Origin of the sequence: Campylobacter concisus (genome assembly GCF_902460535.1) — a bacterium.
GTDB classification, from domain to species: Bacteria; Campylobacterota; Campylobacteria; order Campylobacterales; family Campylobacteraceae; genus Campylobacter_A; species Campylobacter_A concisus_AS.
In genome coordinates, this window is record NZ_CABPTV010000009.1 from 117,530 (window position 1) to 142,915 (window position 25,386).

The following is a 25,386-nucleotide window of genomic DNA, read 5'->3' on the forward strand; positions in this document are numbered from 1 at the left end:
ACTATAAAATTTGCTTTTTGTAAATGCTTGAAAAATTTAATTGCCTAATATCAGAAATTTTAATACAAGCGATCCTTTTAGTTAAAAATCAAATTTTAGCCCGAATGCTCCAGTTAAATTTAAAATTTTTTGTAATCTCTTTAAATCTAAAAATTTCTAATATAAAAAATTATTGTTAAATTTATTGTAAGTAGTGCGGTCTTTGAAGTTAAAAATTTAAAATTTAGCCAGAACACTCCAGCTAAATTTGATCTCAAATTTCTACTATAAAAAGTCGTTGTTGTGTTCAGTATAGTTGTAGGGTTTTTGTAGTTAAAACAAAAATTTAGCCAGGTATCTGGCTAAATTTAATCAAAATACCCTCTTTTCTAAGCCAAATTCTACGCCAGCTTTTGCCAGCTCAAATGTCGCATCTATAAATTTATACTCGCTGCTGATAAATGGTAAAAACATCGGTATCTCGGTGCAGCCTGCGATATAAACGTCAGCTTCAATGTTTGAAAGCACTTCATAAAATACCGGCACATACTCTTCTAATTTGCCAGCTTTGACGCCTTTGTAGATGCACTCCATGATGACATCTTGCGTCTCTTTGCTAAAATCCACGCTCTTTAGCCCGCGCTCTTTTAAAATTTGATCATAAACGCCTGCCTTTTTTGTGCCACTTGTTGCGATGACAGCGATATTTTTAGCGTGTGGATATTTTTTTTGCAAGGCATCTATGGTAACTTTTGCAATGTGCAAAATTTTCACTCCAGCCTCTTTTTCGATACTTGGAGCAAAGTAGTGAGCCGTGTTGCAAGCCATTAGCATCGCATCGCATCCTGCATTTTTTAAAAGTTTTGCACTTTGAATCAGCTTTGGAAGCGGACTTTCTCCCTCGCCCATGATAAATTTTGTCCTATCTTCTATCTGCGCGTATGAGTCGATAACGATGTGTAGGTGCTCTTGATCGCAAGTTGCTGGGGTTATATCGATGATCTTTTTGTATAAATCAGCTGTGGCAAGTGGTCCCATGCCGCCTATGATGCCTAATGTCTTCATAGCTCCTCCAAATTAAAATTTTCAATAATTATAATATTAGTTTCTATATTTAAAAATAAAATTTATAAATTTTCATTTGGTATTGTAAAAATAGGGTATAAGCACTTTAAGTTTTGAAGTAAATTTAAGATAAAAAGGGGCGATTGCCCCTTAAAAAACTTTATTATGAGTGGAAGTGAAATTCGTCTGGATGGTCTAGTGCGTATCTAAATTTCTCCATATCAACCTTTTTGTCCCAGATAGATACGATCATGCAGCCAACGGCATTGCCGCAAAGGTTACCAACAGCACGCATCTCTGACATAAATTTATCAACGCCAAGTAGCACAGCTACGGTTACGACTGGTATGCCAGTGCTTGGAAGAGCGCTTAGTGTGCCAGCAAGGACGACAAAGCCTGAGCCTGTAACGCCAACAGCGCCTTTACTTGTGATCATTAGCACGATTAGTATGCTTATTAGATGTTCAAAAGTTAGTGGGATATTAAATGCTTGAGCTAAGAAGATAACGCTTAAACTTAGATAGATGTTGGTGCAGTCAAGGTTAAATGAGTAGCCAGTTGGGATAATAAGGCCAACTGCGCCTCTATTTATACCAGCTGCTTCTAGCTTTTGCATAAGTGGCGCAAGAGCTGTTTCGCTCGAGCTTGTCGCAAAAACGACCAAGACCTCTTTTGAGATAAAGCGCATAAATTTAAAGACATTGACTTTGGCAAAGTAGCAAATGACGCCAAGCACGACAAAGATGAAAAAGCAGCTTGCAAGCGCCATAACGACAAGAAGCTCCATCATACCAAGAAGCGTTCCGATGCCAAATTTACCGATCAAGTAAGCCATCGCTGAAAAGGCCGCCACTGGGCTAAATAACATAAGCCAAGTAAGAAGCTTTAAGACGTAGTGCTGGATAAATTCAAGCGGTTTTAGACAAGCTTGCTTTTTATCATGAGCAAGTAGCGAAAGCACGATGGCAACGACAATCGCCATGAAAAGCACTTGAAGTGTGTTTGATTTTATAAATGGATCAAGTATATGCACGTAAGGGAAGATGTCATCCACTGGCACAGCGCCTCTTAAAAGATGAAGCGTGTGTGCTAAAAAGCCACTATTTGCGTCCATATTTCCAGCTTGAGATGTAAATTTAGCCACACTTGAGGCGTCAAGCTGAGTGTAGTCAAGGTTCATGCCATGCCCTGGGCGAAGCGTCTCGCCAAAGATGATACCAACAGCAAGAGCAAGCGTGCTAACTATCTCAAAGTAGATAAACGCCTTAAGCCCGATGGTGCCAAGATCTTTTAGGCTCTCAAGTCCGACGATGCCTGAAACGATCGTTAAAAAGATGATAGGGCCGATTAAAATTTTAAGGGCTTTTATAAAATAATCAATGCCTGGCTTGCTCGCTATGCCAAGCTCAGGTGCGACCATACCGACGATAACACCGCCAACTATACCTATCACAACCCAAATGGCGAGATTGGTAAATAGCCTCACAAAGAGACTTTTTTGCGTTTTTGCACTATCCATAAATTCCCCTTTTATAGGCTCTGCTTGATCTCTGCTGAGAGGATCTTGTCGCCTTGTCTGATAGCATCAAGTACCTTTAAGCTCTCGTCATCAGTGCACTTTCCAAAGACTGTATGCACGCCGTCAAGATGAGGTTGCTTGCTGTGGCAGATGAAAAATTGCGATCCGCCAGTGTCGCGACCTGCGTGAGCCATGCTAAGGCTGCCACGCTCGTGCTTTACCTTTTGATTATCGCATTCACATTTTATCCTCCAGCCAGGACCGCCTGTGCCTGTGCCATTTGGGCAGCCACCTTGGATGACGAAATTTGGTATAACTCTGTGGAAATTTAGGCCATTATAAAAGCCTGTTTTTATCAAATGGACAAAATTTGCAACAGCTTGCGGTGCATCCTCGGCAAAAAGCTCAAGTTTGATATCGCCTTTTTCTGTCTTTAAAACTGCAAATTTATCTTTTTTTAGCTCGTCTAAATTTATATCATAAACTTTTAACTCATCAAAACGCATGTTGCTCCTTTTTACTCGATATTTGTATAAACTGCTTGGACGTCATCGTCGTCTTCTAACTTGTCAAGAAGCCTCTCAACCTCAAGCATTTGCTCTTCATCTAGGCTCACGGTTTGATTTGGCAAGTACTGAAGTGAAGCTTTTTTAACTACTAAATTTAGCTTTTCTATCCCTTCATGTAGTGTGCCAAAATTTGCATAGTCGCCATAAACATATAGCGTATCATCGTCAGCCTCGATGTCGCTTAGGCCGTAGTCTATCAGCTCAAGCTCGATCTCTTCGACATCTGCGCTTGGTTTTTCAAGTTCAAAAACGCTCTTTCTTGTAAACATAAAGCTAAGGCTGCCACTTGGCAAAATTTCTCCGCCATTTTTGCTAAATATCGCTTTTACATTTGCGACTGTTCTTGTTGGGTTGTCAGTAGCGCACTCGACGATGATTTGCACGCCGTGAGCTGCTTTGCCGTCATAAAAGATAGTCTTGATATCAGCGCTATCTTTGCCATTTGCTCTTTTTATAGCCGCATCGATGTTATCTTTTGGCATATTTTCAGCCTTTGCTGCTGCGATGGCTGCGCGAAGTTTTGGGTTCATATCTGGATCACATCCGCCATCTTTTGCCGCTACTGTTATAGCCTTTGCAAGTTTTGGAAATACCTTGCTCATCTTATCCCATCTAGCTTCTTTTGCTGCTCTTCGGTACTCAAATGCTCGTCCCATAAATATCCTTAAATAAATTTTTTACGGATTATAACTAAAAAAATTTTATACTTTTTTAAAACATTTTTAGTTTGCCTGCTAAAGCGCCTAATTTGTAAATTTGAAAATAATATTTGGTAAAAATTTAAGCTAAAGGCATATAATCATACTCATGATAAAAAATGCTCAAAAACAAGATGCAAAAATCTGCATAAAACTACTAAATTTAGCGATGGAGGATATCGCCTACAAGCTAAGTGGCTACGACGATCCTGCAAAAAGCGATGAAATTTTAGAGAAATTTTTTCAAAGCGAGACAAACAGACTTAGCTATAAAAATGTCTATGTCTATAAATGTGACGAGCAGATCATCGCTGCTATGTGTGCTTATTTTGGTGGCGACGCGTGGCAGTTTGATAGAGAAATTTCACAGCATCTAAAGGCGCTTGGCAAAGACGCCAAGGTAGAAAAAGAGTGCTTTGACGATGAGTTTTATATAGATAGCATCGCTGTGGATGAGAAATTTAGAGGCCAAGGGCTTGCAAAAGAGCTTATCTTGCACTCATTTGCCAAAGCAAAAGAGCTAGGACATAAAAAAGTCTCGCTGATAGTTGATGTAAATAAGCCAAAAGTTCGTAAATTTTACGAGAGCCTTGGCTTTAAATTTAACACCAAAAAGATCATAAATTTACACGAATACGACCACATGATAAAGGAGATAATATGAAAACATTTGAGGTAAATAACGTGCATTGCCAAAACTGCGCAAATACTATAAAAAACGCACTTGAAGATGACTTTGGTGAGATAAAAGTCGATCTTAGCAAAGAGCCAAGACAAGTAAGCCTTGATATAAAAGATAGTGATGTAGAGAAATTTAAATCAGAAATGGCTGATCTGGGATTTGACGTTATAAAGGAGCTTTGATATGCCTTTAAAAGTCAAGCTAAATATAGCGGGAATGAGCTGCGTAAATTGCTCAAACGCTATCGAGAAAGTTTCCAAAAAGATAGATGGGGTGCTTGAAGCAAATGTAAATTTCGCAAACGCAAGCGGCGAATTTGTCCTAAAAGACGCTAGCGTGCGTGAAGTTTTAGAGCAAAAGATAAAGAAGCTTGGCTACTTTGTGGCGACAAATATTGATGAATTTGAAGCCAAAAGAGACGAGCATATAACCTCGATAAGAAATAAATTTATATTTGCATTTATAGCAAGCATCGTGATAATGGCGCTTGAGATGTTCGCACCTCAGAACTTGCTAGTAAATTTACTCATGCTAGTTTTAGCGTTTTTGGTGCTAGCTTTTAGTGGCAAAGACTTCTTTGCTCACGCCATAGAGGCTGTTAAAAACAAAAACTACGATATGAATGTGCTTGTAGCTCTTGGAAGTGGCAGTGCGTTTTTATACTCGCTTTTTGTTGTGATCTTTTCAAATTTTATCCCAGATGATCTAAAAAACGTCTATGTCTCGGGCGCAGCGATGATAATAGCCTTTGTTTTGCTTGGCAAGTACCTTGAAGAGCGCTCAAAAGCAAAAGCTGGCGACTACCTAAAGACCCTACTTAAAATTTCGCCAAAGACTGCCTTTTTGGTCATGCCAGATGGACAGAGCAAAGAGGTAAATGTAAATGAGCTAAAAGTAGGCGACATCGTCATCGTAAAAAATGGCTACAACATCCCAAGTGATGGCGTGATAGTTCAAGGTGGCGCTGAGATAGATGCTTCTATGCTTACAGGAGAGAGCTTGCCAGTTTATAAAGAGGCGGGAGACAGCGTATTTGCCGGCACTCTAAACACAAATGGCTATATAAGTGTCAAGGTAACAAAGAGTTCTTACGAGAGCTTGCTATCTCAAATTTTAAGCTTGTTAAGCGACGCTAGCTCTAAAAAGATGCCTATCGGACGGCTGGCTGACAAGATAGCAAACATCTTTGTGCCAAGCGTCGTGGCGATCTCAGTTCTTACATTTTTTATATGGATAATTTTTAGTGGAAATTTCGCCTATGCGATCTCTAGCGCGATCTGCGTGCTTATCATCTCATGCCCATGTGCACTTGGGCTTGCCACGCCAATAGCAATCGTAAGCTCGCTCGCGCGTGGTGCAAAAGCTGGGATTTTGGTGAAAAATCCAGAGGTTTTGGAGCTTATAAAAGATGCTAAATTTGTAGCATTTGACAAAACTGGCACGCTAAGTAAGGGGCTAATCAGCGTCAAAAGTTCAAATTTGAGCGAAAAAGAGCTAGAGCTAGTGGCATCTGCTGAAAATTTAAGCGAGCATCCGATCTCAAAAGCGATCGTAAGATACGCAAAACAAAATTACATAAATTTACAAAAGCTAAATGGCAAATTTCAAAACGTAGTTGGTCAAGGCATCGTCTATGAAGACGAGAGTAACAAGATAATAATAGGTAACGAAAAGCTGCTCGCAGCAAACGATATCTTGCTAAATGAAGCAGATAGTGAAGCGATAAAAGAGGCTACAAATGATGGAAGTGGCGTCATACTTTGCGCGGTCAATCAAAAATTTAGTGGCTTTTTAACGCTAAGCGATGAGCTAAAAAATGAAGCAAATAGCGTTATAAACGAGCTTGCAAAGCTAAATTTACAAAGTGTGATCCTATCGGGTGACGATAAAAAAGTAGTGGCAAATATTGCTAGCAAACTAAATGTGAGCGAATACTACGCAAATATGCTGCCTGAGGATAAATTTAACAAGGTAAAAGAGCTAATGAGCCGAGGTGGCGTGATCTTTGTGGGAGATGGCATAAACGACTCGCCATCACTTAAAGAAGCAAGCGTTGGCATCGCTATGAACTCAGGCTCAGACATCGCTAAAGGCGCTGGCGATATCGTGCTTGTAAAAAATGACTTGCGTGGCGTGAGCGGGCTTGTAAGGCTTGCAAATGCGACTATTGCTAACATAAAAGAGAATTTGTTTTGGGCATTTATGTATAACGCCATTTGTATACCAGTGGCTGCTGGCGTGCTATATCCGGTCTTTGGGCTACTTCTAAGTCCAGTTTATGGCTCGATGGCGATGTGCCTAAGCTCGGTTACTGTCGTGCTAAATGCGCTTAGACTTAGATATTTGAAGCTTAAGGATTAAATTTGAGACTTGGAGAGCTTTACAGCGTCGTAGCGGCTGCGCTTGCTACAAATTTTAACGGCATCTTGGGTGTCTCATCTTTTATGCGTATCAAAAAGACAAATGCGTGGATAACGCAAACAAAGAGCGATGCAAACATAAAAGGAAATGAGCTTTACGCTAAATTTATCAAAGATGAGAGTAGTGCGGCCTTGTGTGATGATTTTGTCATTTTGAAGGCAAAATTTGAAGCAAGCTACTATTTCTCAAGCGCAAAAGATGATTTGGCGCAATTTTACAAGGCTATAAAATTTGAGCCAAAAATGGGTGAGGTTGATAGCATCTCAAATCAGCTCATTTTGATAGCAAATATCTTAAAAAAAGAGACGACAAAAGAGTCTATGCAGCTTCTTGCTGCTTTTAGCCTCTCGTTTTTCTTACCTTATGCCGAGCTTCTCGCAAAAGAGCTTGAACAAAATGCTAGCAGTAACTTCTATAAGTCAATGGGATACTTTTTAGAGGATTTTTGTTTAGTTCTAAGAACTATTATCGGTAAGGCTTAGTCTTAAGCCTGTACCATTTCTGTCATCTGAGTTTTAATGCTTAAAATGTTATTCTGAATGCTTGATTGTTCTAAATTTAGATGATGAAGCATCTGCATAGAATCACGATCTTTCAGGTGTTGGATGCTTGAAATTTGATTAGCTATATCACTTCTTTGGTCTTGTAATTTCTCTAAATTTTTTTGTAGCTCTGTGACATCTTCTTTTCTAATAATTGTAGGTTTTTGTCTAACCTCTTCTCTTTGTTCGACATGCACATCATTACTTCTAACGATATCTTTTGTACCATAGCCAGAAGAAACTAATATGCTGGTTTTAGCGCTACTTGATGATATAGATGTGTAGCCATTATGATAGAAAACATTTGAGTTCATATTTGCATCTATTTGCATATCGTCCTTCCTTTTTAGTTTATTTCTTCATTTAAAACTATATCGGCAATAAATCAAAAAACTTGAAATAGTTTTTAAAAAGTTGCTGGGCGAATTATATTTTAATAACCTTAAATGTAAATTATATATATAACTCTTTTGATACTCTAGCATAATTTTTATATTACATTTCTATTTTTAGATCAAAAATTTATTTGATAAAACGCTCTTAAAAAGCCTAGTTAAGCACCTTTTTGTTAAAATCACACAAAACTAATCAAAGGCAAAGCTATGAAAAAAGATGAAAACGCACATAAAAAGATGTGGGAGGGTAGATTTAGCGAGGCTAGCTCGAAGTTGCTCGAGGAATTTAATGCTTCTATAAATTTTGATAAAAATCTTTTTGAAGAGGACATCGCTGGCAGTAAGGCGCACGCAAAAATGCTCGGGATTTGCGGAATTTTAAAAAAAGATGAGTCAGAGGCGATTATAAAGGGGCTTGATGAGGTTTTAGCTGAGATAAGAGCTGGTAAATTTGCTTTTAAGATAGAAGATGAGGATATCCACATGGCGGTTGAAAAGCGCCTTAGCGAGATCATCGGAGCTGAGCTTGGCGGCAGGCTGCACACAGCTAGAAGCAGAAATGATCAAGTCGCACTTGATTTTAAATTTTATGTCTTGAAGAAAAATTTAGAAATTTCATCTCTTATCAAAGAGCTCATCGCCACGCTTACAAATTTAGCCAAAAACCACAAAGATACGCTAATGCCAGGCTACACGCACCTTCAGCATGCCCAGCCAGTAAGCCTTAGCTACCATTTGCTAGCATACGCGTTTATGTTTAAGAGGGATTTTGAGCGTTTTATTAGCTCGTATGAGCGAAACAACCTAAGTCCGCTTGGCTCAGCAGCCCTTGCAGGCACGCCGCACAAGATAGATAGGAGCATCGTTGCAAGCGAGCTTGGCTTTGCAGGTTGCACGCAAAATGCGATGGATAGCGTGAGCGACCGTGACTATGCGCTTGAGATTTTATTTAACATTAGTGTTTTTATGACGCATGCTTCTAGGCTTTGCGAGGAGCTCATACTCTGGAGCTCGCAGGAATTTGGCTTTGTAAGTATTAGCGACGCTTATAGCACGGGTAGCTCCATCATGCCTCAAAAGAAAAATCCAGACGTCGCTGAGCTTATACGCGGTAAAACCGGGCGTGTAAATGGAAATTTAGTAGCGTTGCTAACTACGATGAAGGGCTTGCCACTTGCTTACAATAAAGATATGCAAGAAGACAAAGAGGGCGTTTTTGATAGCGTTGTGACCATTTTAAGCTCGGCTACTATCCTAAATGAGATGATAAAAACGGCTAAATTTAATAAAAAAAATATGCTAAAAGCGACAAAAACCGGGCATCTAAGTGCAACTGATCTGGCGGACTATCTAGTGCGTGAGAAAAATATCCCATTTAGAACGGCGCACTTTATCACCGGAAAAGCTGTGGCAAAGGCTGAGAGCTTGGGGCTTGATCTAAGTGAGCTAAACAAAGAGCAGCTAAAAAGTGTCGATGAAAATTTAGATGAAAATGCCATTAAATTTCTAGATCTTCACGCTTCAAAAGAGGCCCGCACTTCAAAAGGCGGCACGTCAAATAAAAGCGTTGAAGAGCAAATTAAAATTTTAGACGACTGGCTTAAGTAAAAAGAGTTATAATTACGCGAAATTTACAAATTTTAAAGGATGAAAAATGTTTTTTGACAGCAAAAGCAAAGAGCTTGGTAGTAAAAATGAAGCTTTGGAAAGAGAAAATGAAGCTTTAAAGGCTGAAATTTTAGCACTTAAAAATGAGCTAAAAAATGCCAAAACTTGCGAGCCAAAAGAGCAAGCTAAGGATAAGCAAGAGGCTGTAAATTTGCTCCTTACTAGCTATCAAGATGGTATGAATTTCTTGCAATCAACCATCGAAGAAAATTTAAAAATGCTTGAAAATATAAACCATTTAAATGAAAAAACCTTCAAAGAAACAGGCGAGCTCAAGTCTCAAACGGCTGAAATTTTAAGCTCGATCGAGCAAGTGAGCCAGATGAGCGGCGATCTCTCAAACGATGCCTCTTCGCTTGATGGAAGCGTAAATTCTATCGTTGAGATCATAAATCTCATAAAAGACATCTCAGATCAGACAAATTTGCTAGCGCTAAATGCTGCTATCGAGGCGGCTCGTGCGGGCGAGCATGGACGAGGCTTTGCAGTCGTTGCAGATGAGGTTAGAAAGCTTGCAGAGCGCACGCAAAAGGCGACACTTGAGGTTGAAGTAAATATAAATGGTCTTAAGCAAAGTGCGAACACAATGATCGAAATGAGTGAGAATTTCTCTAAAATTTCAGCAAATGCGATGCAAATTTTAGGTGGCTTTGAGGGCAACATCTCAAGCGTAAATGCCAACACGCAAAACATCCTAAATCAAGCCCTAAACGTAACAAATGAGGTCAATGTCAGTAACGGTAAGATAGATCACATCAACATGAAGCTAAATGGCTACCGAGGCGTCTTGCTTGGCGAGATAAATAAAATTCAAGACGTGCATGAGTGTAGATTTGGCAAGTGGTATGAAAAGGATGTGAAAAATACCATCATAAAAGATCCAAGAATTCTCTCAAGTATAGCTGCGCACCACGAAAATGTCCATCACGGGCTAGATAAGGCTATGGCGATTTTTGCTGATAAAGATAAGGGACATTTAGCAGGTGTCGAGATACTAAAAGATGTCGAGCATTCAAGTAAAGCTGGCTTTGAAGAGCTACTTGAAGCGGTAAAAGCTGCTAGGAAATAAATTTATTTAAATTTAGATGTTTTAAAAAGTAAAATTTTGAAGTGAAATTTAGACTCAAAAAGAGTCTAAATTTTGTTTTTAAAATGTGCTTTGTGGATCAGCTACGCCTTCGCTCCAGCCAAGTTTTGCGCCAGCAAGTAGGTGAAAGTGTAGGTGCATGACCTCTTGACCGCCGTTTTCACCGCAGTTTGTTATGAGGCGGTATCCGCTCTTATCAACGCCCATTAAGCTCGCCACTTCTTGGATAAATTTGGTCATCTCACCCATCAAAACTGGGTCCATCTCTTGGAAGTTTTTGTAGTGTTTTTTAGGGATGATGAGGATGTGGATCGGCGCTTTTGGGTTGATGTCGTTAAAAGCTAGAAATTTCTCGCTCTCAAGCACTTTGTTACAAGGAATTTCACCAGCAACGATCTTTTCAAATATGGTCATTTTAGCTCCTTTGAAAGTTTGAGAAATTATATCAAAGTGTGCTTAAATTTCGCGCTTTTTATCTTGATTTTAACTCTTTTTCTATAAAATCGATGCAAAAATTCATAAAGGTAAAAAATTGCAAGATTTCATTAATAAAATCAAAAATGAAATTTCAACTCTTGATGATCTTGAGAAGGTCAGGGTAGAAATTTTTGGCAAAAAGGGCATCTTGGCGCAAGGTTTTGCAAAGCTAAAAGAGCTTGGCGAGGATGAGAAAAAGGAATTTGCAGCAAATTTAAACAAGCAAAGAGATGAGCTAAGCGCGCTTATAGAAGCCAAAAAGGCCGAGCTTAGCGAGCAAGAGATAGATAATAAGATGAAAAAAGAGGCCGCTGATATCACGCTCTTTAACGAGCCTGTTGCTAGCGGGGCGCTGCACCCTGTGATGGCTACGATGGATAAGATAATTGAATACTTTTTGGCGCTAAATTTCTCGCTCGAGACTGGGCCGCTTATAGAAGATGATTTTCACAACTTTGAGGCGCTAAATTTACCAAAATACCACCCAGCAAGAGATATGCAAGATACATTTTACCTAGATGATTTTAGACTTTTAAGGACGCATACGAGCCCAGTTCAGGTGCGAACTATGTTAAATCAAAAGCCGCCTATCCGCATGATAGCGCCAGGCACGGTCTTTAGACGCGATATGGACTTAACACATACACCGATGTTTCACCAGGTAGAAGGCCTTGTGGTGGAGGATGCCGAGAAAGTTAGCTTTGCAAATTTAAAATCAATGCTTGAGGGCTTTTTAAAGCACATGTTTGGCGACGTTGAAGTGCGTTTTCGCCCTAGCTTCTTTCCATTTACGGAGCCTAGCGCAGAGGTTGATATTAGTTGTATATTTTGCCATGGCAAGGGCTGCAGGGTGTGCAAGCAGACTACTTGGCTTGAGGTGCTTGGATGCGGCGTTGTTGATCCAAATGTATTTAAGGCGGTTGGCTATAAAAATGTAAGTGGATATGCCTTTGGCCTTGGCGTTGAGAGATTTGCGATGTTGCTTCATAGAGTGCCTGATCTAAGGTCACTTTTTGAGGGAGATTTAAGATTGTTGGAGCAGTTTAAATGATAATTTCAAAGCATTGGTTAAACGAGTGGGTCGATCTTAGCGAGGTTAGCGGTGAGACACTTTCAAAGACATTAAATTCAATCGGTTTAGAAGTTGATAGCTATAAAGAGATAAATTTACCAAAGAGCATCGTAGTTGGCTACGTAAAAAGTAGAGAAAAGCACCCAGACGCCGATAAGCTAAGCGTTTGTCAGGTTGATGTTGGCAGCGAAACGCTTCAGATCGTGTGTGGGGCTAAAAACGTTGAGGCTGGTCAGTTTGTGCCAGTTGCGCTCATTGGCACGACGATGCCAAATGGTCTTGAGATCAAAAAGGCAAAACTAAGAGGCATCGAGTCATGCGGTATGATCTGCTCTTCAACTGAGCTAGGACTACCTAAGACAAATGACGGCATTTTGCCACTTGATGAGAGCATCGGCAAGCTAAAACTTGGCACAAGCCTTGGCGAATTTGAAGTGTTTAAAGATGTGATCATCGAGGTTGATGTCACAGCAAACAGGGGCGACTGCCAAAATTTACACGGCATTGCAAGAGAAATTTGCACTGCGCTTGATCTAAATATGAAAGATAGCCACGAAAATGAAGATAGCGAAAATTTACTAGGCATCGGCAGGATCGCGTCTGTGCGAACTGAAGATAAGGTAAATGGCTCGTTTTTGTATAAAGCCTTTGAGCTAAAAAATGCATTAAGTGAAAATTTATTAACTAGGTTGAGGCTAGCTCTTATTGAGTGCCAAAAGACAAATTTAGTAGAAAGACTGCTTGAATACGCGACATTTTGCACTGGCGTCTTGTTTAGAGCTTATGATCACGTTAAGCTTGTGGGCGAGGGCGAAAAAGCAGTTTTTGACATCAAAAATGGCGAAAATGGCGAGTGTGTGGTCTTTTGCGAGGATAAAAATTTAGGCGTTGCTGGAATTTACCAAAGCGATGAAGCTAGGGTCGATGAGGGCTCAAAGGTGATCTTGGTAGAGGCTAGCTACGTAAAACCAGATGTTGTCTCAAAAGCCATTTTTGAAAATAAAAATTTACCAAAAGGCGATCAAGTTTATCGCTCAAGCCGTGGTAGCGAGCCAAATTTAGCTTACGGGGCGGACTATCTTTTTAAAAGACTAGCTGGCTTTAAAGATAGTCTAAGTCTTTTTGCTGGCTCACAGCAATCACTTCTAAACACCGAGCCTATCACGCTTAGTATCTCACTTGGCGAGCTTAAAAATATGATCGGTCAAGAGGTTGCAAGAAACGATGTCGTTAAAATTTTAAAGAAACTTGGCTTTGAGATCGCGGTAAATGTCGAGCAAGAGAGCTTTAATGTAAAAGTGCCGTTATTTCGCCATGACATCGTAAATTCTCATGATATCTGCGAAGAGATAGTAAGGATAATAGGCATCGACAATATCGCCTCAACGCCGCTAAATTTCTCTGAGAAAAATAGGCTAAATAAGACATATTTTGACTATAAAAATGCTTTAAATTTAAGGCACCGTGCAGCTAGCAATGGCTTTTTTGAAAGTGTACACTACGTATTTGACAGCCTTGATGAGCTAAGTGAGCTAAATTTCAAGCCTTGCAAGATCAAGATACTAAATCCTATAAACAACGAGCTAAACACGCTTAGACCAGCACTTGTTAATCACCTCCTAAGCTCAAGCGAGAAAAACATCAAAAACTCAAAACGCTCAGTTAGACTTTTTGAGCTTGGCGAAGTTTTTGACGAAAATGCAAATCAAGGTTTAAATTTAGGATTTGTCGTATCTGGGCTTTTAAAAGAGCCAACACTCATAAACGGCGCAAAGGGCGAGGAGGCAAATTTCTACGCATTTGCAGCGATGGTTCAAAATGTCATAGGCAAATTTGAGCTAAAACCTTGCCAGGGCATTTCATATCTTAGCCCATACGAGCAGGCACATCTCTACCAAAATGGCGAAAAGATCGGCTATATCGGCAGAGTTGATGCAAGAGTAGAGGCAAAAAGAGATCTGCCAAAAACTTATGTTTGTGAGATTGATTTTGCAAAGCTTAAATTTGAGCCAATCCTTGCAGTGCCTTACTCAAAATTCCAAAGCACGACAAGAGATCTTAGCCTCATCGTGCCTGAAAATTTCGAGGCTGGACGAATTTATGAGTGCATAAGAGGGCTAAATTTAAAAGAGCTAAAAGAGTTCTTGCCGGTTGATATCTATAAAGATGCAAAACTAAACGGCGCGATCAGCCTTAGCCTTAAATTTACATTCCAAGATATGGAAAAAACGCTTGAAGATGACGATATAAACGCGCTTATGGATAAAATTTTAAGTGAGCTAAAAGAGAAGCTAAATATCGGAATAAGATGAGAATTTATCCATTAGAAAAAAGTCTAAATTTAACCATCGACGACATCGCGGCTGATAAGTCTATCTCGCATAGATGTGCGATGTTTTCGCTTTTAAGCGACAAACCATCTCGCGTTAGAAACTATCTAAGAGCAGGTGATACGCTAAATACCTTAAAGATCGTTCAGCTCTTAGGCGCAAATGTCGAAGATAACGGTACTGAGATAACTATCACTCCGCCACAAAAGATAAAAGAGCCAAATGAAATTTTAGAGTGTGGTAATTCGGGCACGGCGATGAGGCTTTTTATGGGGTTACTAGCCGCACAGGACGGCTTTTTCGTGCTAAGTGGTGATAAATATTTAAATTCTCGCCCGATGGCAAGGATAGCAAAGCCTTTAAATGAGATGGGGGCAAAGATAGATGGCGCAAATGGCGCAAATAACGCTCCTCTTTGTATAAGAGGGGCTAAATTTGAAAGATTTGATTTTGATAGTAAGATCGCCTCAGCTCAGGTAAAAAGCGCGCTTTTGCTAGCAGCTCTTTACTCAAATGGCTGCAAATTTAGCGAGCCAGAGCTAAGCAGAGACCACACTGAGCGCATGCTTGCTGGCATGGGAGCTGATATAAAGTGTGACGGCTTAGAGATCACTCTGGAGCCGATGACATCGCCACTTGCGCCACTTGATATAGACGTGCCAAATGATCCAAGCTCGGCATTTTTCTTTGCGGTCGCAGCTCTAATCATCCCAAATTCGCATATCATTTTAAAAAATATCTTGCTAAATAAAACTCGCATCGAAGCTTACAGAGTTTTAGAAAAAATGGGCGCTGAGATAAAATTTCACAAAACCTCAAGTAAATATGAAGATATCGGCGATATCGAGGTTAAGTACTCGCCAAATTTAAAAGGTGTAGAGGTTAGCGAAAATATATCGTGGCTCATCGACGAAGCCCCAGCTTTAGCCATCGCATTTGCCTGCGCTAAGGGTCAAAGCAAGCTAGCAAATGCAAAAGAGCTTCGCGTAAAAGAGAGCGACAGGATAGCTGTCACGATAAATGCGCTAAAGCAGTGCGGTGTCGATGCTAACGAGCTTGAAGATGGCTTTATCATAAATGGCTCTGAGGCTAAATTTGCCACGATAGATAGCCACGGAGATCACAGGATCGCTATGAGCTTTGCCATACTTGGGCTAAAATGTGGCATGCAGATAGAAAAGAGCGAATTTATCGCCACTTCGTTTCCAAATTTTGCTGAAATTTTAAAGAAAATGGGAGCTAGAGTTGAAGATTGAGCTTGCTAGTAGTTATGGCTTTTGCTTTGGTGTAAAAAGGGCGATAAAGATAGCTGAAAACGCCGGAGATGCCGCAACTATCGGCCCACTCATACACAATAATGAAGAGATAAACAGGCTTGAGAAAAATTACAATGTAAAGACGCTTGATGGCATAAGTGAGCTCAAAGATGAGAAAAAGGCAATCATTCGCACTCATGGCATCACTAAAAACGACCTTGCAGAGCTAAAAAAAACCGATATAAAAGTGATCGATGCAACTTGTCCGTTTGTGACAAAGCCGCAACAAATTTGCGAAAAAATGAGCGAAGAGGGCTATGATGTGGTGATCTTTGGCGACATGCACCACCCAGAGGTAAAAGGGGTGAAGTCATATGCTAAGGGCAACGTCTATGTCGTGCTTGAAGAGAGCGAGCTAGAGGGCATTAAATTTAAACAAAAGGTCGCGCTTGTTAGCCAAACTACTAGAAAAGTTGAGAAATTTATGCAGATCGCAAACTATCTCATGCTTCATGTAAAAGAGCTGCGCGTTTTTAACACGATTTGTAACGCGACATTTGAAAACCAAGAGGCTGCTAAAAATTTAGCAAAAAGAGCTGACGTGATGATAATAATCGGCGGAAAAAACAGCTCAAACACAAAACAACTCTACCTAATATCTAAAAATTTCTGCGAAGATAGCTACCTAATAGAAAGCGAAGAAGAGCTTGAGAGATCATGGTTTGATGGCAAAAATTTGTGTGGTATAAGTGCGGGGGCTAGCACACCTGACTGGATCATACAAAAAGTCGTTGATAGAATCAAAAAAGTATAAAATTTATCCTAGCTAAAGCCACAATTAACTATAATAAGCCAATTTGCCTCTACTGGCATAATAAAATTTAAAGGATCAAGATGGCTGTGAACAAAAGTGTTCAATTAGGAAAAGCAAAAGACGAAGATATCGAAGATATCGATTTTGCTGCGATGTTAGAGGAGTCTTTTAAAAAGACTGAAGAAGATAGTGACGCAAAGATCGTCAGTATCAATGGTGATGAGGTTTTAATCGACGTTGGCAAGAAGTCAGAAGGCATTTTAAATGTTTCTGAGATCACTGACGCAAACGGCAACCTGACGCATAAAGTTGGCGATACGATCAAAGTTGTAATAACTGGATCAAGAAATGGAAGACCTATAGTGTCGCACAAAAAAGCACTTAGAAAAGAGAAAGTTAAAACTTTCATCGAAGCTTACGATCCTGAAAATTCTGGCGAAATCGACGTAAAAGTAGTTGGAAAAAATAAAGGTGGTTTTATCACTCAAGACGCAAATGGTGTAGAATTTTTCTTACCAAGAACGCACAGCGGATTTAAAAACGCTGAGGGCGTAGTTGGAAAATCATACAAAGTAAGAGTTATAAAAGTTGATAAAGAAGAGAATAGCATCGTTGTCTCAAGAAAGAAAATTTTAGATGACGACCGCAAAAAACGCAAAGAAGCCCTATCAAGCATAGTAGAAAACGATAGCGTTATAGAGGGCACAGTTAAGAAAATCACAACTTATGGTATGTTTGTTGATGTTGGCGGCGTAGACGGACTTGTTCACTACAGCGAGATAAGCTACAAAGGCCCAGTAAATCCTAGCTCTTTATACAAAGAAGGCGATAAAGTTTTAGTTAAAGTTATTAGCTATGACAACGAAAAACGCCACCTATCTCTATCTATCAAGGCAGCTACTCCAGATCCTTGGGAAGAGATCATAAGCGATGGCCTAGAAGTTGGCGACACTATAAAAGTAACAGTTAGCAATATCGAGCCTTATGGCGCATTTGTCGATCTTGGAAATGATATTGAAGGATTTTTACATATATCTGAAATTTCATGGGACAAAAATATCAAAAATCCAAAAGATCACATCAGCGAAGGCCAAGAGATTGATGTTGAGGTTATCGAAATAGACGCAAAAGGACACCGCTTAAGAGTGAGCCTTAAAAATTTACTTCCAAAGCCATTTGATGAATTTAAAGCTAAATTTAAAGAGGGCGATGTAGTAAAAGGCGTTGTGACAACTATCACAAATTTTGGTGCATTTGTTAGAGTAGGCTGCGTTGAGGGCTTGCTGCACAACGAAGATGCATCTTGGGATAGAAACGACAAATGCAAAGATATGTTCAAAGCTGGCGATGAGCTAGAAGTAAAGATCATCAAAATCGACAGCGCTGAGCAAAAAATTTCTCTAAGCCTAAAAGAACTAAAACAAAGCCCAGTTCAAGCGTTTGCTAATAAATTTAGTGTAGGCGACATAGTAAAAGGAACGATCCGTGACATTAAAGAGTTTGGCGTATTTGTTGAGCTTGGCGATAATGTCGATGCGCTAATCCGCAAAGAAGATCTAGGTAGCGTAGATGCAAGCACGCTAAAAATAGGCGATGAGATCGAGGCTGCTATTGCATTTATCGATGAGAAGAAAAATAGAATTCGCCTAAGCATACGCCGTTTAGCAAAACAAAAAGAGCGTGAAGTGTTAAATGAGATCAACGACAACGACGACAAAGTAACACTTGGCGACATTATAAAAGAACAATTACGCTAGTATAAATGGGCAGACGCACACTTTTATTAGTAGTTGTTCTGCTCTTTGTGATATTAGGTTTGGTTGGAATTTATCTTGTTAAATTTGCAAGCGTAAATTTCAGCCAGATCCCAGAAAACAATATAACAAACGAGCAAAATATAACCAAAAACACAGCCGGCAGTGAAAACTGGATCAACGAGCTGGCAACTATTAAGAAAAAAGATTACGTATTGCCTGTAAACGAAATTTTTATAGAATACAACCGACCTAAGATAGAAAAGCCAAAGATCACAGCATATGAACTTATGATAGATAAAAACGACATCTACTCTATGTTTTGTTTGATGCAGACTTTGCGAAGTAGTGAGGTTGATTTCACTGTTGTAAAGGATGGCGCCAAAAGCCAGATCTTTTTAAATACCCAAGACTCAAAGTTGCTTCAAAATATCATACTGCAGCTAAGAGTTTACGACATCCACTCAAGTGTAAGAGAGGTAAAATTATGAAAACTATCATTGTTTGCGACGCAATACACCCAGTAGGTTTTGAGCTTTTAAAAAAAGAGCAAGATATAAATATAATAGACGCAGTTAATACTCCAAAAGATGAGCTTTTAAAAATTTTAGGCGAGGCTGATGTGGCGATCACTAGAAGCTCGACTGAGGTAAATGAGGCGTTTTTAGAAGCCGGTAAAAAACTAAAAGCTATCGTTAGAGCTGGTGTTGGCGTGGATAATGTTGATATAGATGGCTGTTCAAGAAGAGGCATCATCGCTATGAACGTCCCGACTGCAAACACTATCGCAGCAGTTGAGCTAACTATGGCTCACATGCTAGCAGCTGCAAGATCGCTCGAGTACGCTCACAACGATCTAAAGCTAGATAGAATTTGGAAGCGCGAGAAGTGGTATGGAGTTGAGCTGTTTAAGAAAAAACTAGGCGTGATCGGCTTTGGCAACATCGGCTCAAGAGTAGCAGCTCGTGCTAAAGCTTTTGGCATGGATATCATTGCCTACGATCCATACATCGATCCATCTAAGGTCATCGATATGGGTGGCACTTATACTAAAAATTTTGATGACATCTTGGCATGTGACTTCATCACAATCCACACTCCAAAGACCAAAGAGACAACCGATATGATTGGCGCTAAAGAGATAGCAAAGATGAAAGATGGCGTAAGACTTATAAACTGCGCTAGGGGCGGCCTTTATAACGAAGAGGCGCTTTATGAGGGGCTAAAAAGCGGCAAGGTGGCTTTTGCTGGCATCGATGTTTTTACAAAAGAGCCAGCAACAAGTCATCCGCTTCTTGACCTAAATAATGTAAGCGTCACGCCACATCTTGGAGCAAATACCCTTGAGTCGCAGCGCAACATTGCAGTAGAGGCAGTCGAGCAGGCTATATCAGCAGCACGTGGCATAAGCTATCCAAACGCTCTAAATTTACCTATCAAAACAGAAGACTTGCCGCCATTTGTTGAGCCTTATATCGAGCTTACAAGTAAGATGGCTTTCTTGGCAGCTCAGATCAACAAAAGTGCTATCAAGGCTATCCGCATAGAAACTTACGGGCAGATTAGCGAATATGCGAACTCATTGCTAACATTTGCCATAGTGGGTGCTCTAAAAGAGAGTCTTGGCGATGCGATAAACTACGTAAATGCTAAATTTTTATGCGACGAAAAAGGCATAGTCACTGAGACAAATGCTGGCGGAGATAGCATTTTCAAAAATAAGATCACCGTTCGTATAACGACTGAAAAAGGCATAGCAACGGTTGGTGGCACGGTATTTGGTGAAAATCAACAACGCATCGTGACGATAAATGGCTTTAAGACTGACTTCAAGCCAAAAGGTAAGATGATTATCTTCAAAAACCACGACGTACCAGGCGTTATCGCTCAGATCAGTAAAATTTTAGCTGACGAGAAGATAAACATCGCAGACTTCCGTCTTGGTAGAGATGAGCATGGCATGGCGCTTGCGGTCATCTTGGTTGATGAACATATAAAAACAGAAACGCTAGAGAGATTAAACGCACTTGAAGCTTGTGTTTGGGCTCAATACGCAGTTATATAACAAATTACGAAAGGATAAAAAATGGCTTCATATTCAATGGGCGATCTAAAAAAGGGACTAAAGATCGAGATCGATGGCGTTCCTTATAAAATCGTAGAATATCAACACGTTAAACCGGGCAAGGGTGCAGCTTTTGTTCGTGCAAAGATCAAATCTTTTGTCGATGGAAAGGTTCTTGAAAAGACTTTTCACGCAGGTGACAAGTGCGAGCAGCCGCATCTTGAAGAAAAAGAGATGCAATACCTCTATGATGATGGTGAGTTTTGCCAGTTTATGGACACGACTACTTACGAGCAAGTTGCGATCAGCGACGAGGATGTGGGCGATGTTAAAAAATGGATGATCGATGGCATGATGGTTGAAATTTTATTTCACAACGGCAACGCAATCGGCGTTGAAGTGCCACAAGTAGTCGAGCTCAAGATAGTTGAAACTCCACCAAATTTCAAGGGCGATACACAAGGCGGCAAAAAGCCAGCTACTCTTGAGAGTGGTGCGGTAGTTCAGATACCATTTCACGTACTAGAAGGCGAGGTCATCCGCGTTGATACCGTTCGTGGCGAGTACATCGAGCGCGCAAATAAATAATCACACATCTGGCACGTTAAATTTATGAAAGAGAAATTTGACGAGCTTATCGCTCTGCTAAAGCCGCTATTTAAGGATAATGGCTTTAGCAAGAGCGCTTTAAATTTCTACAAAAATACCACAAATTTTATATATGTTGTAAATTTTCAAAAAAGCAGCGGCAATAGCTCAGAGCGCACAAGATTTTATATAAATTGCGGCATTTACGCCCCTTTTATAGAGGCTACTCTTGGCAAAGAAGCGATTAGCAAGCCAAAAGAGTATGAGTGCCATTTTAGAGCTAGAGCACATGAAATCACTCGCACATCTGCTTCACACTACGAGCTAGAGCCAGATAGTGACGTGGCTAAAATTTATGAAAATGTAGCAAACGACCTTGGCTTTGTTTTTAAATTTTTTGAGCAAAATATCTCTGAAGAAAATTTAATAGAGCTAATGCTCGAACAAAACGGCCTTGCAGCGATAAATCAGCTATACGAATATCTTTTGATAAAAGATAAAGGTGAAATTTTGACCTCTCATGCCAAAAGGCTCTTCGCAAAGCATGGCAGTGAAACAAGATGGGGTAAATTTCAAAACCAGATAAATGAGCTACTTAAAAAATATAAAAAAGATGAGATAAAATTTAAAGAGTAAATTTGGAGCAAAACGAGGCAGTTGCCTGCCCCGCTAGTTAGCATTAAGCCGACTTTTCTTTGAGATATTTGTTTATAAGAGTTGTGATCTCTTCGCCGTGTGGGAACCTTGACTCATCGTTTCCGATGCGATCTTTTTTAGAAAAGATAACGTTTCCATCAACCTCGACGATGAAATTTCCACCATCTCCTACAACCAACTCGACTCTTGCATCACTAAAGTTCGCTTTTATTTCATCTTCTACACGAGAAGCTACCGGACGATAGTTTCAAGAGTTGCAGTAAATAATTTTTACTTGCATGCTCTGTCCTTTCTTGTGAAATAAGCTTTGATTATATAAAATTTATCCTAACAAACAGATAACACGAGAAAGGACGATTTTATGAAAAAGGTAGCCGTAATCCTAGCTGATGGTTTTGAGGAGATCGAGGCGCTAACCTCCGTCGATGTTTTACGTAGAGCTGGAGCTATAGCATCTATCGCTAGCTTGAAGGACGCGCAGATCAGAGGTACTCACAATATAAACGTAAAAGCTGATGTCACACTTCGTGAGGTGGAGGAGCTAGGCTATGATGCGATCGTGCTTCCAGGAGGTCTGCCTGGTGCAGAAAATCTCGCAAATGACGCCAAGCTAAGAGAAATTTTGCAAGAATTTGACAAAAAAGGTAAGCTAATTTGTGCCATTTGTGCCGCTCCTATGGTGCTTGAGCGAGCTCATGTACTTAAAGAGCATTTTGTCTGCTATCCTGGATTTGAAGAGAACGTAAGAAGCGACAAAAGAGGCTACGTGAGCGATAAAAACGTGCTAAAAGATCAAAACATCATCACTGGCAAGGGGCCAGCTTTTTCTATGGAATTTGCGCTTTTTATAGTGAAAAATTTGCTTGGCGAAGAGGCTTACCATAAAGTAAAAAATGATTTACTTTATAAATAGTTTATAAAAAAATTGTAATTTTTTATTTAATTATTCTACTTAAACTTAAGGATAAATTTTGTTTAGTGATAGATATTATAATACCTTGCTGTTGCGATTTGTTGCATTTAAGGATGTTTTTTAAAAAATTGTAATATTTTTCTTGATTTTTACATCTTTTTGACGGAAATAAGCTATTATTTCTCTAATCGATCAGATCGATAATTTTTTTAAGGAATAATCCTGTGAATATTTATGTAGGAAATTTGTCGTATAGAACGACAGAGGCAGAGTTGAAGGAAGCTTTTGCACAATTTGGTGAAGTAAGGCGCGCAAAGATCGTAAAAGATAGAGAAACAGACCGCTCAAAGGGCTTTGGCTTTGTTGAGATGGACGATGCGAGCGAGGGCCAAAAGGCGATCGACGCACTAAATGAAAAAGAACTCGGCGGACGCACTTTAAGAGTAAATGAGGCTAGACCAAGGGATTAATGACTATTTGCCACCATCTGGTGGCATAGTCTCTCGCATAGCTCCGACGCCAAGCGGCTATCTACACGCTGGCAACGCCTACAACTTCATCTTGACTTATCTTTTGACGCGCTCATTGGGCGGCGTTTTGCACTTAAGGATCGATGATTATGACCTTGGCAGATACCGGCGCGAATTTGTTCAAAATATCTTTGATGTGTTAGAATTTCTGGGGCTAGATTACGATAAAGGCGCTACAAGCGTTAGTGACTTTGAGCGTAATTTTAGCTTTAAAACAAGAGCCAAAAGATATGAAAACGCACTTGAAAAGCTAGGCGAAATTTACATTTGTGAATGCACAAGAGCCACGAAAGATGCCTATGAAAACGGCATTTACACTAAAATTTGCAAAGATAAAAAGCTAAATTTTATAAAAGATAAAACCGCTATTAGACTAAGCGTGGATGAAAACGACGAGCTTGGCAGGCATGTGGCAGCGCAGATGGGCGATTTTGTCATTTATAAAAAGGATTTTACCCCAGCTTACAACTTTGCAAGCTCCATAGACGATGAGGATATGGGGGTAAATTTGGTTGTTAGAGGTGAGGACTTGCTGCCTTGCACGCTAGCTCAAAGATACCTTGCAAAAAGGCTAAATTTTAGCTTTTTAAATGCTAAATTTATCCATCACAAGCTACTTTTAGACGGAGCTAAAAAGCTCTCTAAAAGCTCGAAATCACCGCCGATTGACCTAAAAGCAGATCCGCAAATTTATTACAAAATGGTTGCAAGTGATCTTGGACTAAATTTAAGCTCAGCAGATAAAATTTCAAACCTTTTATATGAATTTAGGCTCAAAAATATGGCTGAAAAGTTGATGGGCTCTTAAATTTTGCTAGAAAATTTAGATATGTGGCGTGTTGCATGTGCTTTTTTGCAAATTTTTAAAATTCCATTCACTCGCAAGAATTGACTACTAAAATTTGGCTTCGCTTATAGCTTAGCTCAAATTTTAGAGCCGAAATTACTCGTCCATGAAATTTTAAAATTTACTTGACGCTTATCTGACTTCACACGAATTCCTTTACATAATGATTTGAATTTTATATCGGCTAGTTGTAAAATAATTTAATATTGTTTTTTTGAAAATTTATTATTTTTATAAATTTAAATTAAAAATAAATATTCTTATTTTATCTCATACCTTTTTGAAACTACGTGGTAGTAAAAGGCTCCAAAGAAAAAGAGGCTTCCCATAAAGGTTGCGATCATCTCCACGCTTAGTCCAAGCTCGTATAAAAAGCCGATCGCAAATGAGATAAGTGCGCTAAATCCAAGAAAAACCATATCATTATACGCGATCACTCTGCCGTAAAACTCTTTTTGGCAGTTTTGCTGAAGCAGCGTGTAGGTGTAGCTCCAAAGGCTTGAGGTGCAAAAACCAGCAAAGATGATGCCAATTAGCGAGAGATAAAAATTTCGCAAAGAGAGTGCCCAGATGATGATGCCAAGCCCTTGGCCGATGTAGATGTAGATGAGTGTTTTTTTATTCATAAATTTACTAAGCAAGGCCGGTGCAAACATAAGCGAGATCGACCTTGAGGCGTTTAGTAGGCCAATAACCAGCGAGGTTGAGAGTAAATTTGCGTATTTATAATCGGCTAGAAGTGCGATCAACGCGTCATAAGCGGTGATACCAACAAAAGCGTGTAAAAATATAAGATGCACGATGAGCCTATTTTCTTTTAGATATTTAAGCCCATTTTTGAGCATTTTTAGAGGTTTTTCTATAAATTCTGGCTTTAGCTCGTCTAGTTTTAAAAGATATAAAAAGCCAAAACTGCAAAGATAAAGAGCTCCGTCAAGCAAAAAGGCGCTTTTGATGCCAAAAAAGTGTATATAAACGCCAGCAAGCCCCATGCCAGCGGTGTATGAGACCGCCCAGATGATCGAGTGGATCTCGTTTGCAAGCTTTAGGCTCTCTTTGCTTAAGATTTTTGGCAGAACGCTCATCTCTACTTGAAAATACATCCCGCCAACGCCGTTTCTAATGAAAATGATAAGCAAAAGCAGCCATAAAAAATCAAGCGAATTTATAAAAAGCAGCATAAAAACGCTTATGGTCTCAACCGCCATCATGATAACAAGCATAGGTTTTGGGCTAAATTTATCAACCAAAATGCCACTAAATGGAGCGATGACAACGCCTGGGATAAATGCCATCGCTGCACTTAGCGTGAGCGCCCAAACTGGGGCGTCAAGCGAGATAAGCAGTGTGAAAATGCCCGTGTGCGAGAACCACACACCAAAGTAGCACATGAGCTGGATGGTGCTTAAAAGGCGGAAATTTCTCTCGTCCTTTAAAAGCTTAAGATACTCTTTCAAG

General features: G+C 39.8%; 26 protein-coding genes and 1 pseudogene. 19 read left to right on the forward strand and 8 right to left on the reverse strand.

What is annotated here, in order from left to right:
• Window positions 1–351: 351 nt before the first annotated feature.
• The 4 genes from cuyB to FZ945_RS08800 all read right to left on the reverse strand — a co-directional run bounded on the left by cuyB (window position 352) and on the right by FZ945_RS08800 (window position 3,788).
• Window positions 352–1,044, reverse strand: coding sequence for a cysteate racemase (cuyB, locus tag FZ945_RS08785; protein WP_021089668.1), 693 nt, complete (start codon window positions 1,042–1,044; stop codon window positions 352–354).
• 163 nt (window positions 1,045–1,207) lie between these two features.
• On the reverse strand, window positions 1,208–2,563 hold the full coding sequence (locus FZ945_RS08790; RefSeq protein ID WP_004317219.1) for a cation:dicarboxylate symporter family transporter: 1,356 nt from the start codon (window positions 2,561–2,563) through the stop codon (window positions 1,208–1,210).
• An 11-nt stretch (window positions 2,564–2,574) separates the two neighbouring features.
• Window positions 2,575–3,069: a peptidylprolyl isomerase gene (locus tag FZ945_RS08795; protein WP_148803949.1), complete on the reverse strand. Its 495-nt coding sequence runs from the start codon at window positions 3,067–3,069 to the stop codon at window positions 2,575–2,577.
• A gap of 11 nt (window positions 3,070–3,080) precedes the next feature.
• On the reverse strand, window positions 3,081–3,788 hold the full coding sequence (locus FZ945_RS08800) for a YebC/PmpR family DNA-binding transcriptional regulator (protein ID WP_103567571.1): 708 nt from the start codon (window positions 3,786–3,788) through the stop codon (window positions 3,081–3,083).
• A gap of 151 nt (window positions 3,789–3,939) precedes the next feature.
• Between FZ945_RS08800 and FZ945_RS08805 the strand changes: the two genes are divergently transcribed.
• The 4 genes from FZ945_RS08805 to FZ945_RS08820 are packed head-to-tail and all read left to right on the forward strand — an operon-like array spanning window position 3,940 to window position 7,415.
• Entirely contained in the window at window positions 3,940–4,494 is a 555-nt protein-coding gene (locus tag FZ945_RS08805; protein ID WP_107929633.1) for a GNAT family N-acetyltransferase, read from the forward strand.
• On the forward strand, window positions 4,491–4,694 hold the full coding sequence (locus FZ945_RS08810) for a heavy-metal-associated domain-containing protein (RefSeq protein ID WP_021085807.1): 204 nt from the start codon (window positions 4,491–4,493) through the stop codon (window positions 4,692–4,694). The genes FZ945_RS08805 and FZ945_RS08810 overlap by 4 nt, the downstream gene beginning before the upstream one ends.
• Before the next feature lies 1 nt (window position 4,695).
• On the forward strand, window positions 4,696–6,873 hold the full coding sequence (locus tag FZ945_RS08815; protein ID WP_148803951.1) for a heavy metal translocating P-type ATPase: 2,178 nt from the start codon (window positions 4,696–4,698) through the stop codon (window positions 6,871–6,873).
• A 2-nt stretch (window positions 6,874–6,875) separates the two neighbouring features.
• Window positions 6,876–7,415, forward strand: a complete 540-nt coding sequence (locus tag FZ945_RS08820; RefSeq protein ID WP_148803953.1) for an oxidoreductase — start codon at window positions 6,876–6,878, stop codon at window positions 7,413–7,415.
• 2 nt (window positions 7,416–7,417) lie between these two features.
• Here the strand turns inward: FZ945_RS08820 and FZ945_RS08825 are convergent, their stop codons facing one another.
• Window positions 7,418–7,807 (reverse strand): hypothetical protein, encoded by a 390-nt coding sequence (locus FZ945_RS08825; protein ID WP_148803955.1) that lies wholly within the window; start codon window positions 7,805–7,807, stop codon window positions 7,418–7,420.
• 270 nt (window positions 7,808–8,077) lie between these two features.
• Between FZ945_RS08825 and argH the strand changes: the two genes are divergently transcribed.
• The 3 genes and pseudogenes from argH (at window position 8,078) to FZ945_RS10685 (ending at window position 10,607) form a co-directional block, all read left to right on the forward strand.
• Window positions 8,078–9,478 (forward strand): argininosuccinate lyase, encoded by a 1,401-nt coding sequence (argH, locus tag FZ945_RS08830; RefSeq protein WP_148803957.1) that lies wholly within the window; start codon window positions 8,078–8,080, stop codon window positions 9,476–9,478.
• 457 nt (window positions 9,479–9,935) lie between these two features.
• Window positions 9,936–10,244 (forward strand): annotated as a pseudogene (locus FZ945_RS10680) (methyl-accepting chemotaxis protein); the annotation flags it as partial.
• Window positions 10,245–10,298: 54 nt separating this feature from the next.
• Entirely contained in the window at window positions 10,299–10,607 is a 309-nt protein-coding gene (locus FZ945_RS10685; protein WP_410369051.1) for a CZB domain-containing protein, read from the forward strand.
• 78 nt (window positions 10,608–10,685) lie between these two features.
• Here the strand turns inward: FZ945_RS10685 and FZ945_RS08840 are convergent, their stop codons facing one another.
• Window positions 10,686–11,039 (reverse strand): histidine triad nucleotide-binding protein, encoded by a 354-nt coding sequence (locus FZ945_RS08840; RefSeq protein ID WP_004317216.1) that lies wholly within the window; start codon window positions 11,037–11,039, stop codon window positions 10,686–10,688.
• Between the two features lie 118 nt (window positions 11,040–11,157).
• Between FZ945_RS08840 and pheS the strand changes: the two genes are divergently transcribed.
• The 9 genes from pheS (at window position 11,158) to FZ945_RS08885 (ending at window position 21,617) form a co-directional block, all read left to right on the forward strand.
• Window positions 11,158–12,153, forward strand: coding sequence for a phenylalanine--tRNA ligase subunit alpha (gene pheS, locus FZ945_RS08845; protein ID WP_004317202.1), 996 nt, complete (start codon window positions 11,158–11,160; stop codon window positions 12,151–12,153).
• Complete coding sequence (gene pheT / locus FZ945_RS08850) at window positions 12,150–14,486, forward strand: phenylalanine--tRNA ligase subunit beta (RefSeq protein WP_148803961.1); 2,337 nt, start codon at window positions 12,150–12,152, stop codon at window positions 14,484–14,486. Before pheS ends, pheT begins: the two co-directional genes overlap by 4 nt.
• Window positions 14,483–15,760 carry a 3-phosphoshikimate 1-carboxyvinyltransferase gene (gene aroA, locus FZ945_RS08855; RefSeq protein WP_148803963.1) on the forward strand — a complete coding sequence of 426 codons (1,278 nt, stop codon included), beginning with the start codon at window positions 14,483–14,485 and terminating at the stop codon, window positions 15,758–15,760. The genes pheT and aroA overlap by 4 nt, the downstream gene beginning before the upstream one ends.
• The gene (locus FZ945_RS08860; RefSeq protein WP_148803965.1) at window positions 15,750–16,574 is read left to right on the forward strand and encodes a 4-hydroxy-3-methylbut-2-enyl diphosphate reductase; all 825 of its coding nucleotides are present in this window, start codon (window positions 15,750–15,752) and stop codon (window positions 16,572–16,574) included. Before aroA ends, FZ945_RS08860 begins: the two co-directional genes overlap by 11 nt.
• An 80-nt stretch (window positions 16,575–16,654) precedes the next feature.
• Window positions 16,655–18,331 (forward strand): 30S ribosomal protein S1, encoded by a 1,677-nt coding sequence (locus FZ945_RS08865; RefSeq protein ID WP_148803967.1) that lies wholly within the window; start codon window positions 16,655–16,657, stop codon window positions 18,329–18,331.
• A 47-nt stretch (window positions 18,332–18,378) separates the two neighbouring features.
• Window positions 18,379–18,819 carry a hypothetical protein gene (locus tag FZ945_RS08870; protein ID WP_262367205.1) on the forward strand — a complete coding sequence of 147 codons (441 nt, stop codon included), beginning with the start codon at window positions 18,379–18,381 and terminating at the stop codon, window positions 18,817–18,819.
• A complete protein-coding gene (gene serA / locus FZ945_RS08875) occupies window positions 18,813–20,393 on the forward strand; it encodes a phosphoglycerate dehydrogenase (RefSeq protein ID WP_262367216.1) in 1,581 nt (526 codons plus the stop codon). The genes FZ945_RS08870 and serA overlap by 7 nt, the downstream gene beginning before the upstream one ends.
• 21 nt (window positions 20,394–20,414) lie before the next feature.
• Window positions 20,415–20,981, forward strand: a complete 567-nt coding sequence (gene efp / locus FZ945_RS08880; protein WP_004317246.1) for an elongation factor P — start codon at window positions 20,415–20,417, stop codon at window positions 20,979–20,981.
• A gap of 24 nt (window positions 20,982–21,005) precedes the next feature.
• Entirely contained in the window at window positions 21,006–21,617 is a 612-nt protein-coding gene (locus tag FZ945_RS08885; protein ID WP_107891966.1) for a DUF4304 domain-containing protein, read from the forward strand.
• 43 nt (window positions 21,618–21,660) lie between these two features.
• Here the strand turns inward: FZ945_RS08885 and FZ945_RS08890 are convergent, their stop codons facing one another.
• Entirely contained in the window at window positions 21,661–21,918 is a 258-nt protein-coding gene (locus tag FZ945_RS08890) for a SelT/SelW/SelH family (seleno)protein (protein WP_257639680.1), read from the reverse strand.
• 81 nt (window positions 21,919–21,999) lie between these two features.
• Here FZ945_RS08890 and FZ945_RS08895 point away from each other — a divergent pair, with 81 nt between their 5' ends.
• The 3 genes from FZ945_RS08895 to FZ945_RS08905 all read left to right on the forward strand — a co-directional run bounded on the left by FZ945_RS08895 (window position 22,000) and on the right by FZ945_RS08905 (window position 23,889).
• Window positions 22,000–22,551, forward strand: a complete 552-nt coding sequence (locus FZ945_RS08895) for a DJ-1 family glyoxalase III (protein WP_107804775.1) — start codon at window positions 22,000–22,002, stop codon at window positions 22,549–22,551.
• A gap of 224 nt (window positions 22,552–22,775) precedes the next feature.
• Window positions 22,776–23,021 carry an RNA-binding regulator gene (rbp, locus tag FZ945_RS08900; protein WP_148803973.1) on the forward strand — a complete coding sequence of 82 codons (246 nt, stop codon included), beginning with the start codon at window positions 22,776–22,778 and terminating at the stop codon, window positions 23,019–23,021.
• Entirely contained in the window at window positions 22,999–23,889 is an 891-nt protein-coding gene (locus FZ945_RS08905) for a glutamate--tRNA ligase family protein (RefSeq protein ID WP_148803975.1), read from the forward strand. The genes rbp and FZ945_RS08905 overlap by 23 nt, the downstream gene beginning before the upstream one ends.
• A gap of 299 nt (window positions 23,890–24,188) precedes the next feature.
• Here the strand turns inward: FZ945_RS08905 and FZ945_RS08910 are convergent, their stop codons facing one another.
• A complete protein-coding gene (locus FZ945_RS08910; protein ID WP_148803977.1) occupies window positions 24,189–25,385 on the reverse strand; it encodes an MFS transporter in 1,197 nt (398 codons plus the stop codon).
• Window position 25,386 lies beyond the last annotated feature (1 nt).